Source organism: Rhizobium sp. P2_G2 (assembly GCF_056403555.1).
Window position 1 is genome coordinate 78,644 of record NZ_JBFUFF010000002.1, and the last position, 13,888, is coordinate 92,531.

Genomic DNA, 13,888 nt, shown 5'->3' on the forward strand with positions numbered 1-13,888 from the left:
CCTCCCAATGCATTCTGTGGGCTCTTGTCGTTTCGGCCGAGCCTCTTATTGTTTTTGGTCGCAATATCGATAGTGTCCCTGCCTTTATCAGACACGCTTATCCGTTTGTCAAAAGAACAGTATGACAATTATTGATGCCTTGACCGTCGCCCAGCTCGCTTCCGAGGAAAGCCGTCTGACCGCGACGCCGATGATGGAACAATATATCGAGATCAAGGCCGCCAATCCGGATAGCCTGCTGTTCTATCGCATGGGCGATTTTTACGAGATGTTCTTCGAGGATGCGCTGGAAGCATCGCGCGCCCTTGGCATCACGCTCACCCGCCGCGGCCAGCATCTCGGCCAGGATATTCCGATGTGCGGCGTGCCGGTGCATGCCGCCGATGACTACCTGCAGAAACTGATCGGGATGGGTTACCGCGTCGCCGTCTGCGAACAGGTCGAAGACCCTGCCGAGGCGAAGAAGCGCGGCGCCAAGTCGGTCGTCCGCCGCGATGTCGTGCGCCTCGTGACGCCAGGCACGATCACCGAGGAAAAGCTGCTCAACCCGGGCGACAGCAATTACCTGATGGCGCTCTCACGCATCCGCGGCAGTGAAGCACCCGCCTATGCACTCGCCTGGATCGATATTTCCACCGGCATTTTCCGCCTGGCCGAGACGACATTGCTGCGGTTGCTTGCCGACATCCTGCGCGTCGAGCCGAAGGAATTGATCGTCGCCGACGGCCTGTTCCATGACCCGGAACTGAGGCCGACCTTCGACATTCTCGGCCGGGTCGTCAGTCCACAGCCGGCTGTGCTCTTCGACTCAGCCACGGCCGAGAGCCGCATAGCACGCTATTATGATGTCTCGACGCTCGATGGCTTCGGCGGTTTCAGCCGCGCCGAGCTGGCTGCGGGTGCCGCAGCGGTTGCCTATGTCGAAAAGACGCAGATCGCCGAGCGCCCGCCGCTGGGCCGGCCGGAGCGCGAAAGCGGCGCCTCGACCCTGTTCATCGATCCGGCGACGCGCGCCAATCTCGAACTGGTCAAGACGCTGTCGGGCAATCGCGACGGTTCGCTGCTCAAGGCGCTCGATCGTACGGTGACCGGTGGCGGCACGCGGCTGCTCTGCGAACGGCTGATGTCGCCGCTGACAGATTCGGATAAAATCAACGGACGGCTGGATTCGATCTCCTTCTTCCTCGACGAGCCGCGCCTGACCGAAGACGCCAGACAGATGCTGAAGCGGTCGCCCGATATGCCGCGCGCGCTGTCGCGACTGGCGCTCGACCGTGGTGGTCCGCGCGACCTGCAGGCGATTTTGCGTGGGCTTGAAACAGGCCGGACAGTTTCATCCTTGCTCGGGCAGCGCCGCTTGCCGCCCGAATTGGCAGCGGCGGCTTCGGCGCTGAATGCTGTCCCTTTCGAACTTGAAGCGCTCCTCGAAAGCCTGTTGGCGGAGGATCTGCCGCTGCTCAAGCGTGACGGCGGCTTCATTGCCGACGGCGCCATCGCCGATCTCGACGAATTACGGGAGCTGCGCGACCAGTCGCGCCGGGTGATCGCCGGTCTGCAGAATTCCTATTCCGAGGAAACCGGCGTCAAATCGCTGAAGATCAAGCATAATAATGTGCTAGGCTATTTCATCGAATTGACCTCCGGCACATCCGGTGCGCTTACCGACACGCCCGAGCGCCGCGCCCGCTTCATTCATCGCCAGACGACGGCGAGTGCCATGCGCTTCACCACGGTCGAGCTTTCCGATCTCGAAAGCCGGATCGCCAATGCCGCCGAACAGGCGCTTGCGATCGAGCTCGAAGCCTATGACCGCATGGTCGAGGCCGTGGTGAGAGCCGCCGAGATGGTCAAGGCCGCCGCCAATGCCATCGCCGTCATCGACGTGTCTTCCGCCCTGGCCGCGCTGGCCGACGAGCAGGCCTATTGCCGACCGGTGGTCGATGGTTCGCTCGATTTCCGCATCAAGGGCGGCCGGCATCCGGTGGTCGAACAGGCGCTGAGGAAATCGGCCGGCAATCCCTTCGTCGCCAATCACTGCGATCTGTCGCCCGGCGAGGAGCAGAAGCATGGCGGCATCTGGCTGCTGACCGGCCCGAATATGGGCGGTAAATCCACTTTCCTGCGCCAGAACGCGCTGATCGCCATCATGGCGCAGATGGGCTCCTACGTGCCGGCTGCCGAGGCCGAGATCGGGGTGGTCGACCGTCTTTTCTCCCGTGTCGGCGCCTCCGACGATCTGGCGCGCGGCCGTTCGACCTTCATGGTCGAGATGGTCGAGACGGCGGCGATCCTCAACCAGGCGACCGACCGCTCGCTGGTGATCCTCGATGAGATCGGGCGCGGCACGGCGACCTTCGACGGCCTCTCCATCGCCTGGGCCGCCGTCGAGCACCTGCACGAGGTCAACCGCTGCCGCTCCGTGTTCGCCACCCATTTCCATGAGCTGACGGTGCTGTCGGAAAAGCTCAAGCGCCTCGCCAATGTCACGATGCGCGTCAAGGAATGGGACGGCGACGTCATTTTCCTGCACGAGGTCGGACCAGGCGCTGCCGATCGCTCCTATGGCATCCAGGTGGCGCGACTTGCCGGCCTGCCGGCCTCGGTGGTGGCGCGTGCTCGGGAAGTGCTGAGCCTGCTCGAAGACGCCGATCGCAAGAACCCGGCAGCGAAACTGATCGACGACCTGCCGCTGTTCCAGGCCGCTATCCGCCGAGAAGAACCTAAAGCGGCAAAGGCCTCAAAGGTCGACGAGGCGCTGAAGGCGCTCGATCTCGACGACATGACGCCAAGGCAGGCGCTGGAGGCGCTTTATGCGCTGAAGAGAGAACTCGGCTGAGCCGGAAATTGTGCAGGATAGCAAAAATCCTGTGATATCGCCGCTTTGCCTACCCAGAAGAAATCTCCAGCTCCATCCGTTACCGATTCCGGCGGAATCTTCCAAAGGAGGCGCTGCATGTTGAAATGGCTTGATTTCGCTGCGGCATTGACGGTGCTCATGGCAATGGCGGCGCCTGGTCCTTTGGCGGCGGCGGAAGGCTGCGATGTCGGGCGGTTGAAGCACTATCCAATGACTGATGTTATCGAGAGGCGTGCCGTTCCGTTGTATCAGCCGACCATTTTCTTTCCTGATCCCAACGGCAGGCCGGACACGATGGGTTTGGGAGCGGATGAGGCCGGCGGGGCAAAAGCAAAGATGGCGCTCGCCCGCGGCCTCAAGACCTTTCAACCCGTCGAGCGGCCAATGATGATGCTCGCGGCGACGGCCGCATGGACGGACAGGGAGAATGGCTTGATCCATTTCTTCGTTGATGAACCAGGCGTCTATATCGATGAAGTCTTGGCAACGCTTGATGCCCAGGGGCTCAAGGACCACGCCATGATCATCCGCCAGGGCCGTGTCCTGTTCGGCCCGGATTACGGCACGGAGCAGCAGCGTTATGAGCGCTGGAGCGACGGCCGTGGTGGCATCCGCGATTCGGTCCTCGACGCGAATCTGAAGGCGCTTTCGGCAAAATTTCGTGCCCTGCCCAGCCTTCTCGATGAGGCCGAGACAAGGATCATGCGCTCCCGCGAGCTCAAGGCGATCTACGAGCCGCTGAAAGCAGCCGCAACGGATGGCGACAAACTGGGCTACCTGACCGACGGCTTGATAGGCTGCTTGGCCGACGAAGAGACGTATCAGCAACAGGCAGCGTTCCTTTCCCGGCTGCCGGCGCCATATGCTCGCATCATCGTCGTCCGCGTGTTTGAAGACGAGGTGTCAAACGGCTCGGTTGCGCAGTTCTTCTATAATTCTTCGGGCAATTTTGCCCCAGAGGTGGTGGTCGCCTTGAACGAGATGGGGCTGAAAAAGCATGCCGGGGCGGTCGAGCACGGCGTGGATCTTTTCCCAAAGCCATATCCGACAGACCCGAGCAAGCGGTGGCACTTCATGTCGGAGCATGACGACGCTTTGGCCAACACGTTGAAGGGCCTGACAAATATCGTCGACGATGGCAGGATCTATCCCGCCGTCATCCAATTCGCCAAGGATAACAATGTTTGGCCGAGGTGATCGGGGCCTGTGATGTGTTTATGATCCTAGCAATCGAACAGGTCTGGTGGATCGCAACCCGACTGGCTACTTCAGCGGCGTATATTTGAACGAGTCGATGATCACCTCCACCGGCTTATCGTCACTCGGTTCACGGCCTTGAAAACCCCAGAGGTTGAAATAGACCGGCATCGGGTTCTGGCCGATCCGCGCTTCTGGATTTTTCGGCGCGAAAGTCCAGTCAGAGGTATTGCCTGGGCCGCCGTCGTCGTTGATCTCCGTCGATGAATAGACGACGCTATCGGATTGCCAGGTGAACTGGTGAACGCTTTTGCGATCGCCCCTGCGGAAGACGAAGGTCTGATGCGCATTGTCGAGTCCCGGATCCACCGGCCAGACGGTGTAGTTCAGCGGCGCGTTGGCCCTGTCGCCCCAGCGGGCGAATTCGACGTCGATCTCGTTGGTCCCATCCGGCCCGACGTCGGCGGTCGGATAGTTGAAGAAGCCGAACACGACATTCTTGTCCTGGCCGCCGATATTGCCCTCGAAGACGATCCTGTAGGTGCCGAAGCCGAATTTGCTGATGCTCTCGACTTCGCCGGCATACCAGTGGCCATCCTTTTCCGAGAAGCGCAGATGCAGCCGGCCCTTGGTGTCGACAAAGGCTTGCGACTTGGCCCAGTCGTTCGGTCCGGGGCCGAGGCCGGTTCCTTCCTTGATCTTGAAATCATAGCCGGAGAAATGCAGCCGCTTGCCGTAGGACGGTGCGGCGAACAAGGCGAGGACGGCGATGGACAGAAACAGGCGCTTGAACATGGGAACTCCGGCGGGACAAGCAATGCCTAATCCCGCTGGCTGATTTCAGGCTGGCGCGCCGCCAGCCCATGCTTGTCACTGCACGATCAGCGTGCCGGCGCCGGTCTCGGTGAACAGCTCCAGCAGCACCGAATGGGGGGTCTTGCCGTTGAGGATGACAACGCCCTCGACGCCCATCTTCAGCGCCTCGATACAGGTCTCGACCTTGGGGATCATGCCGCCGGAGATCGTGCCGTCCTTGATCAGCTCATAGGCCTGCGTGACCGAGAGTTCCTTGATCAGATCGCCCTTCTTGTCGAGCACGCCCGGCACGTCGGTGAGGAAGAGCAGGCGGGCGGCGTTGAGCGCACCGGCAATGGCGCCGGCGAAGGTGTCGGCATTGATATTATAGGTGTGGCCGTCGCGGCCCGGCGCCACCGGCGCGATCACCGGGATCATTTCCGACTTGGCGAGCAGGTCGAGCAGCGTGCGGTCGACTTCCACGACCTCGCCGACGAAGCCGAGATCGAGCACGCGCTCGATATTGGAATCAGGGTCGATGACCGTCTTGCGCGCCTTTTCGGCGAACACCATGTTGCCGTCCTTGCCGCAGAGGCCGATGGCCCATTCGCCGGTCCGGTTGATCAGTTGCACGATCTCCTTGTTGATCGAGCCGGCGAGCACCATTTCGACGATCTCGACCGTCTTCTCGTCGGTGACGCGCAGGCCGTTCTCGAAGCGCGATTCGATGCCCATCTTGGCCAGCATAGCGCCGATCTGCGGGCCGCCGCCATGGACGACGATCGGGTTCAGCCCGGACTGCTTGAGCAGGCCGATATCGCTGGCGAAGGCCTTGCCGAGTTCCGGATTGCCCATGGCGTGGCCGCCATATTTGAYGACGATCGTCTTGTTCTCATAACGCTGCATGAAGGGCAGAGCCTGCGCGAGCAGACGCGCCTGGATCTCGCTTTCCGACTGGGACATACCGGGCCTCGCTGAATGAAGTCGAGCCTCTTTAGCGTAAGTCGCGGGCACATGGAATGATCCGTTTGGCCGAAACCCGCGTAAAAATTGCCGGTCAGCAATGAGGCAATGCGGCGGATGGCAATGGCCGAAAACAGGTCGGACGAGGATATCGATGCATTGATGCTCCGCGTAGGTCTGCGCGACCGAGCGGCCTATACCCGGCTCTATCTTCGCACCGCGCCGAAACTTCTCGGCATCCTCTTGCGTATCCTGAAAAACCGGTCCGAAGCGGAGGATGCGCTGCAGGATGTGTTCATCAAGGTCTGGCAGCGTGCCGAACGCTTCTCGCGCGACGAAGGCCGGGCCGAGACCTGGCTTGCCGCGATCGCCCGCAATCACGCCATAGACGTGATGCGCGCGAGGAAGCCGCAGGCCTCCGAACTAGACGAAGTCTTTGATCTTGCAAGCGATGCGCCTGATCCGGAAGCCGAGGCCATCAATCGCAGCGAAGGTAGCCGAATTGAGGGCTGCATGCAGACGCTCGAATCTGATAAAGCAGATGCTGTCAAGCGCGCATATGTTGAAGGTTTGAGCTACCAAGAGCTGGCAGATTTCTATAATATACCGTTGAACACCATACGAACCTGGCTGCGTCGCAGCCTGCTGAAACTAAGAGAGTGCCTCGGGAGATGAGCGACAAGCCGCAGGATTGGGACCGGACCCGTGACGAGATCATCTCCGGCGAATATGTGCTCGGTGTGCTGTCCGAGGAAGACCGGCGACGCGTCGAGGCGCGCATGGCCGGCGATCCCAAATTCGCCAACCAGGTGCGCCGCTGGCAAGCCAACCTCGCCGATTTCAACGAAGATTACCGCGACGTCCGCCCCTCTCCGGAACTCTACAAGAAGATCGAAACGCGGCTTTTCGGCATGCCGCAGCAGGGTGAGCCGGGAGGCCTGCTGCAGGCTGTCTGGAGTTCCGTGTTCCTGTGGCGCACACTGACGGCGGTAGCGATCATCGCAGGCGTCAGCGTCACCGTGGCCGATCGCGTCACCCCGCCGGTTGGGCCGACGGTCAAGCCGCTGGTGGCGGAATTGACGGGCATGGATACGCCGATGAGCCTGATCGCCAGCTATGATACGGCTTCCGGCCGGCTGAGCATCACGCCCGCGGCGCTGAAGCAGGAACAGCCGAAGTCGCTGCAGCTGTGGCTGATCACCGACGACAAACAGCCTCACTCGCTGGGCCTCCTGCCCGATGGCACCGGCGCAATCAATGTCCCGAGCGCCATGCGCAAGGAACTTGGTCCTGACAAGACAATTGCCATTTCCGTCGAACCCTTCGGCGGCGCGCCGGACGGCAAGCCAACCGGGCCAGTCATCGCGATGGGCAAGACCAGGGCACTGTGAATCCAAAAGGTCGCGTGCTCGGCCTTTTTACGCGCCGACGTCATGCCGTGGCTGCGGTTCCCGTGACCGATCCGTTGTTTCGCCGGCGTTGTAGCGCCGATTTGGAGAGGGCACCTCATGCACCTTGCAGCCGCGGCAAATCTGCTCACCCCAGCCTATCTGACCTTGCTGTCGAAGGGTTATTCCGTTCACCCAGAGGGTCAATTTGTCGTCGCCGTGCGAGGAGCGGACCGCTTTATGGCGGAAGATCCGATCACGCTCGTTGGCGTGGTCGTCATCGCTGAGGCCCGAGGGGAAGAGTGGCAAGCGACAGACGAGGAAATAGAAGATTATCTGGCGCGATTTGAATGAGCGACGATCTTGCAATCGAAATCTCGCAAAATTTCTTGCAGCTGAAACTCTAATCCCGCCCCACCCGTACTTCCTTTCATCCCACCAGGGAGTGAGGACCGGCCTGGAATCGTCCAGCCGGCCGAGGAGACAGGAAGGGTAATCCGATGCTCAGAACCGCAATCCGCACGACGCTCGTCGCCGCCGCCATTTTCGCCACTGCTTTCGCCGCAGAGGCCAGGAACTCGGTGGTCGGCGGCGCGCCGATGTTCAAGACGAAGAACATCGTCGAAAACGCCATGAAGTCGAAGGACCACACGACCCTGGTCGCTGCCGTCAAGGCGGCCGGCCTGGTCGACACCCTGGAGGGCAAGGGTCCGTTCACGGTGTTCGCGCCGACCAACGAAGCCTTTGCAGCGCTGCCGGCCGGCACGGTCGAAACGCTGCTGAAGCCGGAAAATCATGACAAGCTGGTCAAGGTGCTGACCTGCCATGTCGTAGCCGCCGACGCCATGTCGAAGACCATCGCCAAGATGATCAAGGATGATGGCGGCATGCACAAGATCACCACGGTGGGCGGCTGCGTGCTGACCGCGATGAAGAAGGGCAAGACGATCATGCTCAAGGATGAGACGGGCGGCGTCGCCACCGTCACCATTGCCGACGTCCAGCAATCGAACGGCGTCATCCACGTCATCAACAAGGTGCTTTTGCCGAAGGCGTGAGCGCTCGCGCCCAGGCCAACTCACGCCGTCCGGTGCATCCAGCCCGGGCGGCTTTTTATCAGAGAGACAGCGTCCTGATCAGAGCCGCGCGCATTTCCTCTATGCCCTCGGCCTTTTCCGAAGAGGTCGTGAGGATTTCCGGATAGGCGGCCGGATGCTTGGCGAGCTTCGCCAGCGTATCCGTCATAAGTGCCGGGATCGCGCTTGGCTTGATCTTGTCGGTCTTCGTCAGCGCGATTTGGTAGGAGACGGCCGCCTTGTCGAGCAGGTCGAACACCTCGTCGTCGTTCTTCTTGATGCCATGGCGGCTGTCGATCAGGACATAGACGCGCTTCAGCGTCGAGCGCCCGCGCAGATAGTCGAAGACCAGCTTAGTCCAGGCATCCACCTGGGCCTTCGGCGCTTCGGCATAACCATAGCCGGGCATGTCGACCAGCGCACACGGCGGCAGGTCGCCGACCTCGCCCGAAAAGCCATCCGGTACGAAATAGTTGAGCTCCTGCGTGCGCCCCGGCGTATTGGAGGTGCGCGCCAAAGCACGCTGTCCGGTCAGCGCATTGATCAGCGACGACTTGCCGACATTGGAACGGCCGGCAAAGGCGATCTCGGCCGGGCCTTCCGGCGGCAGGAATTTCATTGCCGGCACGCCGCGGATGAAAATCCAGGGCCGCGTGAAGATGCGGTCGAGCGGCTTTGCGTTGTCGGTCATGTTCGTTATCCGGTTTAAAGGCGTTCCGCTTTTCGGGTTTTGGCGGGAAAGTCAAGCGCTGCGCCGGAAAGAGCGCGAAAGATGGAGGTGGAATGATAGATGGCTGTCCAGAGGTCGATTTTGAAAATTTGACACTACAGCGAAATTTGTTCCTCTTTTGTTCTAAGTCTTGTTATATGGTGTTAATGCAAAACATTGGATGGAGGCTTAAATGCTAAGCAATACGAATGAAGCTTTCGTAAGCAAAAAGCACTTCTCGGGCAGCAAGATCATTCTGATTGCCCAGCCCCAGGAACGCATTCTGGACCTGATCCGACAAACAACAGGCGATCTTTGCAACCGGCATGGATTGAAAGGCCGACCCCGGCCTGACGATGTGCTGCATGTGTCGATCGCCGGCTTCGATCCGAGTTCGATAACGGAAGACGAGCTATGTCATCTATTGTCGAGATTGGAGTTCGACGAATTCGATATCTATTTTGACCGTGCCGCAAGCTTTCAGGGATCCGACGGGAAACCGTTGGTCCTTCACAGCGATAACGGTAATCAGGCGCTGGTCGAATTGGAGGGGTCGGTGAGCAAATTGCTCGAACCCCGTTTTGGTAAGCCGCACCGCCAAGCCTATAACCCACACATGACGTTGCTATACGACAAAGGAAAGATTGTTCCCCACAAAATCGAGGTGCCGGTCCAATGGCGCGTCCGTGAACTTCTGCTTGTCGAAAGCCTGCAGGGTCAGACAAAGTATCGCCTGATCTGCAAATTCCCCTGTCGCAGGCTCCACTAGCCCGTTAAGAACGCCGCTGAACAAAGTCTCGACCGGCTGTGGCTGCGCCATGATGAGATGGCCGACCAGAAAAATGGGGAGATGAAATGCCGGATGCTCAATCCGCACGCGGCGGGCCGCGCCGTTCAAGCTTCAGCCAGAACCGTGCGAACCTCTATATCGTCCTGGCGCCGCCAGAGCCGGTGGCGGCGCAGGTCACGGTTTTGGCTAATGACCTCAAGCAGCTTCGAAAGCTCAGGGGGAGATTGCGGCGTGAGGAGACATTTCATGTGACACTCGTGACCCTGCCTCGCCTGGAAGTACCGCCAAAACCCACGGACCGGATCATTGCCGCCATCGGCGCTGTCCTGTCGCAAATGCAGTTCGACCCAATCGAAATTTCGTTCGACCGGGTGGAGAGCTTTGACCACGGGTCGCGCCGCCCCATCGTACTCAGTTCAAGTCGACGCAATGAGGCGCTGGTGGAATTGGAAAGACGCCTGCATGAAAAGCTGCATATACCCAAAATGCCGGGTCTACCGTTCAAGCCGCATCTGACGATGATCTGGGACCGCGCCAGCATTCCCAAACTCGAGCTTACGGAGCCGATCCAGTGGATTGCGGACAGACCCAGCCTGATTTTCAGCCATGTCGGCAAATCGAAATATGACTGGTTCTGGCCTGATGTGAGGATGTCCGACTGACCGGCCGGCATTACCGGCGCCAATGGGAAGTCGGTTCTCTAGGAAACGTTCTGCCGCTTGAGCGCCAGGAGCAGGTAACCGATCAGCGCCACGAGAATAATCAGCCCGCCGATCAGCGTTTCGATGCCGGGAATCTCGTGGTGGAAGATCGCCACCCAGAGCGGGCTGAGCATGGTCTCGGCCGTGCCGAGCAGTGCCGCCAGCGCTGATGGCACCATCCGCGCGCCGGTGGCCCAGAGCGCCATGCCGAGCCCGAGATTGCAGACGCCGAAGGCCGCCAGGATCGCCATTTCCGACCATGTCACATGGAAGGACGAGGCCTGTGTCGCCGCCAGCGCCACGGCGAGGAAACAGCCGAGGCTGACGCCCGGCACTTGCCGGACATTTTTGTAACGCCGGGTCACGACCGTCGCCGTCGCATAGACGATCGGGATGAGCATGGCGAGCGCCGTCCCGATCCATGACTTGCCCTGGCCGAGCGATCCGGAAACCATGACGGCCACGCCGAGGATGACGGCGACGATGGCGATCCAGGTCGAGACGGCGATCCGCTCGCGATAGACCGCCCATGCCATCAGCGCCGCCAGGAGCGGTGTTGCCGCTTGAATGAGCACGACATTGGCGACAGTCGTATAGCCGATGGCGATGATGAACGAGACGGAGGCGATGGCAAATCCGGTGCCGACGACCAGGCCCGGAACGCCCATGTTGCGATAGGCCGCGACCGTCGCTTTCGGCCCATCGCGGGCGATCAGGAAGCCGACGAGGAACAGGCCGGCAAACAGACAGCGCCAGAAGACGATCGTCCAGCTGTCGGCAATGGTGAGATAGCGTGCGATGGCGCCGCCGAAACTCCAGGCCACCGCCGAGCCGAACACCAGCACCGCACCGATGCGCTCCTCGGCCAGCGAATGTTGGGCGACCGCCCGTTCCATCCTCACTCTCCTAAGAAAAAGGCTCCCGGCATAGACCGGAAGCCTCGTTCATTAGCGTTTTCTGATGCCGGATGCCGCAGCCAAAAGCGACATTCGTCAATCATCACATCTTTTCAACAGCCATTCATGCCGATGATGGTTTTCGCTGCACCAGCCGTCTCAAGTTGTCGAACAGTTCGATCTTGGCGCCGTTGCGCTTCATGATGATTGCCTGCTGCGCCACCGACAGCGTGTTGTTCCAGGCCCAATAGATCACCAGGCCGGCGGGGAAGGAGCCGAGCATGAACATGAAAATCAGCGGCATCCAGTTGAAGATCATCGCCTGGGTCGGATCGGGCGGCGTCGGGTTCATGCGCATCTGCAGGAACATGGTGAAACCCATGACGAGCGGCCAGACGCCAAGCATCAGTGCATGCGGCGGTGTCCAGGGGATCAACCCGAAGAGGTTGAAGATCGTCGTCGGGTCGGGTGCCGACAGATCCTGGATCCAGCCGAAGAACGGCGCATGCCGCATCTCGATGGTGATATAGATGCATTTATACAGTGCGAAGAACACCGGCACCTGCAGCAGGACGGGCCAGCATCCGGCAAGCGGATTGACCTTCTCCTCCTTGTAAAGCGCCATGGTCGCGGTCTGCATCGCCATGCGGTCGTCGCCGAGACGCGCCTTCAGTTCTTCCATCTTCGGCTGCAGCTTCTTCATCTTCGCCATCGAGGCATATTGCCGGTTGGCGATCGGGAAGAACAGCGTCTTGACGATGACGGTGGTTGCCAGGATGGCGAGACCGAAATTGCCGAAATACTTGTTGAGGAAGTCCATCAGCTTGAACATCGGCTGGGTGAAGAACCAGAACCAGCCCCAGTCGATCAACAGGTTGAACTTCACAATGCCGGCATTGAAATAGCCGTTGACGACATCGACTTCCTTGGCGCCCGCGAAGACCTTGGTGGTCAGAGTCCTGGATCCGCCAGCCTTCAACATGTTGCCGGTCTGCTCGCGGTAGTCTGCCTGGAACAGCTGCTGGCCAGTCTGCACATGGGTGAAGTTCGAGTTGAAGGTCAGGTCCTGCTGCGGAATGATCGCGGCGGCCCAATATTTGTCGGTCAGGCCGAACCAGCCGCCATTGCTGCCGTCATGCGCCACCGGCTCGGTATCCTTGGCCCAGGTGGTTTCCGCCAGGCCATTGTTCAGCCAGCCGACAAAGCCTTCGTGCAGCACCCAGGCAGCAGGGGTGGTGGGAATCGTGTAGCGAGCGATACGACCATAAGGCGCGAGGGGAATGTCGGTCTTGCCGTCGTTCTTGATCGTGTCCTTGATGGTGAACAGGTAGTGATCGTCAACGGCGATCTCGCGCACGAAGGTCACGCCGGCCGTATTGGTGTAGGAAAGCGTTACCGGCGTAGATGGCGTCAGTTTGGTATTGCCAGTCACCGTCCAATTGGTGCTCGCCGTCGGCATCGATGAGGTCTTGTCGCCGCCGATATAGCCGAGCTCGATGAAATAGCCGTCATGCGTATTGCCGGGGCTCAGCAGCGTGATGATCGGGCTGTTCTTGTCGATCGTCTCACGATATTTCTTCAGCCTCAGGTCATCGAAACGGGCGCCGGTCAGGTTGATCGAGCCGGTCAGCGCCGGGGTGTCGATCTCGACGCGCTTGGCCTGGCCCAGCGCCTGCTCGCGGGTGACAACGGGAACCGCGCCGTCATTGATGCCGGGTACCTTGCCATTGTCATCGACGATCGCCGGCTTTTCGCTCTTCTTCTGTTTGGCGAGTTCGGCCTGCTGGATCTGCTGCTGCTTCTGCTCGCGCTCCATCTTCGGGCCCATGTAGAAGAACTGCCAAACGAAGACGATCAGGACGGAGAGAACGATCGCGATATAATAATTACGGTTGTTTTCCATCACTCTTTCCCGATGGTCGGCGGCCCTTGGAATTCTGCCGGCTGGAGATGCGCGTTGAGAGCGCGTTTGTCAATTCTTCAAATGAGGCGCCAAGCGCCTCCCGATGCGCAACGATCACATAGTCATGGCCCGGCTGCATTGCAAACTGCGCGGAGAGCCGCACCGCCTCTTTCAGGCGGCGCCGGATACGGTTGCGCACCACGGCATTGCCCTGTTTCTTGGTCACGGTGAAGCCGGCGCGCGGCGCCTCGTCGGCCACGTTGCGGTCCAGGACTTCGAGGATGAAATAGCGGCCTTTGCGCCTCTCGCCATCACGCACGCGCAAAAATTCCGGCCGGCTTTTCAGCCGGCCGGCAATGTTTTGAATTTTTCGGGTCGTCATCGGCCCTTGATGTCCGATTGCGTCAAGCGGAAAGCCGCTTGCGGCCACGATTGCGACGAGCGGCGAGGACTTTGCGGCCACCCGTGGTGGAGAGGCGGGCACGGAAGCCGTGCCGGCGCTTGCGGACGAGCTTCGAAGGCTGGTAGGTACGCTTTGTTGCCATGTTATTTAATTACCGCGGAGTGCGGCCCTTCTTGATAGCGTGTTCTGAATTCGAACAGGAAATGCGTC

The 13,888-nt window shown here is 60.3% G+C and carries 15 protein-coding genes; 8 read left to right on the top strand and 7 right to left on the bottom strand.

Annotated elements, in window-relative coordinates:
• Positions 1 to 121 precede the first annotated feature (121 nt).
• Positions 122 to 2,836 (top strand): DNA mismatch repair protein MutS, encoded by a 2,715-nt coding sequence (gene mutS / locus AC1D06_RS02710; protein WP_477984826.1) that lies wholly within the window; start codon positions 122 to 124, stop codon positions 2,834 to 2,836.
• Positions 2,837 to 2,953: 117 nt separating this feature from the next.
• Entirely contained in the window at positions 2,954 to 4,054 is a 1,101-nt protein-coding gene (locus AC1D06_RS02715; protein WP_477984828.1) for a DMP19 family protein, read from the top strand.
• A 66-nt stretch (positions 4,055 to 4,120) separates the two neighbouring features.
• Here AC1D06_RS02715 and AC1D06_RS02720 read toward each other — a convergent pair whose 3' ends face one another.
• Together AC1D06_RS02720 and argB are read right to left on the bottom strand one after the other, a co-directional pair.
• On the bottom strand, positions 4,121 to 4,849 hold the full coding sequence (locus AC1D06_RS02720) for a glycoside hydrolase family 16 protein (RefSeq protein WP_477984830.1): 729 nt from the start codon (positions 4,847 to 4,849) through the stop codon (positions 4,121 to 4,123).
• A gap of 75 nt (positions 4,850 to 4,924) precedes the next feature.
• Positions 4,925 to 5,812: an acetylglutamate kinase gene (gene argB, locus AC1D06_RS02725; protein WP_477984832.1), complete on the bottom strand. Its 888-nt coding sequence runs from the start codon at positions 5,810 to 5,812 to the stop codon at positions 4,925 to 4,927.
• A 123-nt stretch (positions 5,813 to 5,935) separates the two neighbouring features.
• On the opposite strand from argB, the gene AC1D06_RS02730 reads away from it, so the two are divergent.
• The 4 genes from AC1D06_RS02730 (at position 5,936) to AC1D06_RS02745 (ending at position 8,258) form a co-directional block, all read left to right on the top strand.
• Positions 5,936 to 6,487, top strand: coding sequence for a sigma-70 family RNA polymerase sigma factor (locus AC1D06_RS02730; protein WP_477879343.1), 552 nt, complete (start codon positions 5,936 to 5,938; stop codon positions 6,485 to 6,487).
• On the top strand, positions 6,484 to 7,203 hold the full coding sequence (locus AC1D06_RS02735; protein ID WP_477984834.1) for an anti-sigma factor: 720 nt from the start codon (positions 6,484 to 6,486) through the stop codon (positions 7,201 to 7,203). The genes AC1D06_RS02730 and AC1D06_RS02735 overlap by 4 nt, the downstream gene beginning before the upstream one ends.
• Positions 7,204 to 7,320: 117 nt before the next feature.
• A complete protein-coding gene (locus tag AC1D06_RS02740; protein ID WP_477984836.1) occupies positions 7,321 to 7,554 on the top strand; it encodes a hypothetical protein in 234 nt (77 codons plus the stop codon).
• 146 nt (positions 7,555 to 7,700) lie between these two features.
• The gene (locus AC1D06_RS02745; protein ID WP_477984838.1) at positions 7,701 to 8,258 is read left to right on the top strand and encodes a fasciclin domain-containing protein; all 558 of its coding nucleotides are present in this window, start codon (positions 7,701 to 7,703) and stop codon (positions 8,256 to 8,258) included.
• A 58-nt stretch (positions 8,259 to 8,316) separates the two neighbouring features.
• On the opposite strand, the gene yihA is transcribed toward AC1D06_RS02745, so the two are convergent.
• Complete coding sequence (yihA, locus tag AC1D06_RS02750; protein ID WP_477984840.1) at positions 8,317 to 8,967, bottom strand: ribosome biogenesis GTP-binding protein YihA/YsxC; 651 nt, start codon at positions 8,965 to 8,967, stop codon at positions 8,317 to 8,319.
• Between the two features lie 211 nt (positions 8,968 to 9,178).
• Between yihA and AC1D06_RS02755 the strand changes: the two genes are divergently transcribed.
• Together AC1D06_RS02755 and AC1D06_RS02760 are read left to right on the top strand one after the other, a co-directional pair.
• Positions 9,179 to 9,754 carry a 2'-5' RNA ligase family protein gene (locus AC1D06_RS02755; protein WP_477984842.1) on the top strand — a complete coding sequence of 192 codons (576 nt, stop codon included), beginning with the start codon at positions 9,179 to 9,181 and terminating at the stop codon, positions 9,752 to 9,754.
• 86 nt (positions 9,755 to 9,840) lie between these two features.
• The gene (locus AC1D06_RS02760) at positions 9,841 to 10,437 is read left to right on the top strand and encodes a 2'-5' RNA ligase family protein (RefSeq protein ID WP_477984844.1); all 597 of its coding nucleotides are present in this window, start codon (positions 9,841 to 9,843) and stop codon (positions 10,435 to 10,437) included.
• Positions 10,438 to 10,475: 38 nt separating this feature from the next.
• Here AC1D06_RS02760 and AC1D06_RS02765 read toward each other — a convergent pair whose 3' ends face one another.
• From AC1D06_RS02765 to rpmH, 4 genes are all read right to left on the bottom strand, one after another.
• On the bottom strand, positions 10,476 to 11,372 hold the full coding sequence (locus AC1D06_RS02765) for a DMT family transporter (protein ID WP_477984846.1): 897 nt from the start codon (positions 11,370 to 11,372) through the stop codon (positions 10,476 to 10,478).
• A 124-nt stretch (positions 11,373 to 11,496) separates the two neighbouring features.
• The gene (yidC, locus tag AC1D06_RS02770) at positions 11,497 to 13,275 is read right to left on the bottom strand and encodes a membrane protein insertase YidC (RefSeq protein WP_477879284.1); all 1,779 of its coding nucleotides are present in this window, start codon (positions 13,273 to 13,275) and stop codon (positions 11,497 to 11,499) included.
• Complete coding sequence (rnpA, locus tag AC1D06_RS02775) at positions 13,259 to 13,657, bottom strand: ribonuclease P protein component (protein WP_477879283.1); 399 nt, start codon at positions 13,655 to 13,657, stop codon at positions 13,259 to 13,261. The genes yidC and rnpA overlap by 17 nt, the downstream gene beginning before the upstream one ends.
• Before the next feature lie 22 nt (positions 13,658 to 13,679).
• Positions 13,680 to 13,820, bottom strand: coding sequence for a 50S ribosomal protein L34 (gene rpmH, locus AC1D06_RS02780; protein ID WP_477879282.1), 141 nt, complete (start codon positions 13,818 to 13,820; stop codon positions 13,680 to 13,682).
• Positions 13,821 to 13,888: the final 68 nt, after the last annotated feature.

Coding starts and splice junctions, on each gene's coding strand:
- AC1D06_RS02730 (WP_477879343.1), top strand. CDS start 5,936: ATGGCCGAAAACAGGTCGGACGAGGATATCGATGCATTGATGCTCCGC.
- AC1D06_RS02755 (WP_477984842.1), top strand. CDS start 9,179: ATGCTAAGCAATACGAATGAAGCTTTCGTAAGCAAAAAGCACTTCTCG.
- AC1D06_RS02715 (WP_477984828.1), top strand. CDS start 2,954: ATGTTGAAATGGCTTGATTTCGCTGCGGCATTGACGGTGCTCATGGCA.
- AC1D06_RS02745 (WP_477984838.1), top strand. CDS start 7,701: ATGCTCAGAACCGCAATCCGCACGACGCTCGTCGCCGCCGCCATTTTC.
- rnpA (WP_477879283.1), bottom strand. CDS start 13,657: ATGACGACCCGAAAAATTCAAAACATTGCCGGCCGGCTGAAAAGCCGG.
- rpmH (WP_477879282.1), bottom strand. CDS start 13,820: ATGGCAACAAAGCGTACCTACCAGCCTTCGAAGCTCGTCCGCAAGCGC.
- AC1D06_RS02720 (WP_477984830.1), bottom strand. CDS start 4,849: ATGTTCAAGCGCCTGTTTCTGTCCATCGCCGTCCTCGCCTTGTTCGCC.
- yidC (WP_477879284.1), bottom strand. CDS start 13,275: ATGGAAAACAACCGTAATTATTATATCGCGATCGTTCTCTCCGTCCTG.
- AC1D06_RS02760 (WP_477984844.1), top strand. CDS start 9,841: ATGCCGGATGCTCAATCCGCACGCGGCGGGCCGCGCCGTTCAAGCTTC.
- mutS (WP_477984826.1), top strand. CDS start 122: ATGACAATTATTGATGCCTTGACCGTCGCCCAGCTCGCTTCCGAGGAA.
- AC1D06_RS02765 (WP_477984846.1), bottom strand. CDS start 11,372: ATGGAACGGGCGGTCGCCCAACATTCGCTGGCCGAGGAGCGCATCGGT.
- AC1D06_RS02735 (WP_477984834.1), top strand. CDS start 6,484: ATGAGCGACAAGCCGCAGGATTGGGACCGGACCCGTGACGAGATCATC.
- yihA (WP_477984840.1), bottom strand. CDS start 8,967: ATGACCGACAACGCAAAGCCGCTCGACCGCATCTTCACGCGGCCCTGG.
- AC1D06_RS02740 (WP_477984836.1), top strand. CDS start 7,321: ATGCACCTTGCAGCCGCGGCAAATCTGCTCACCCCAGCCTATCTGACC.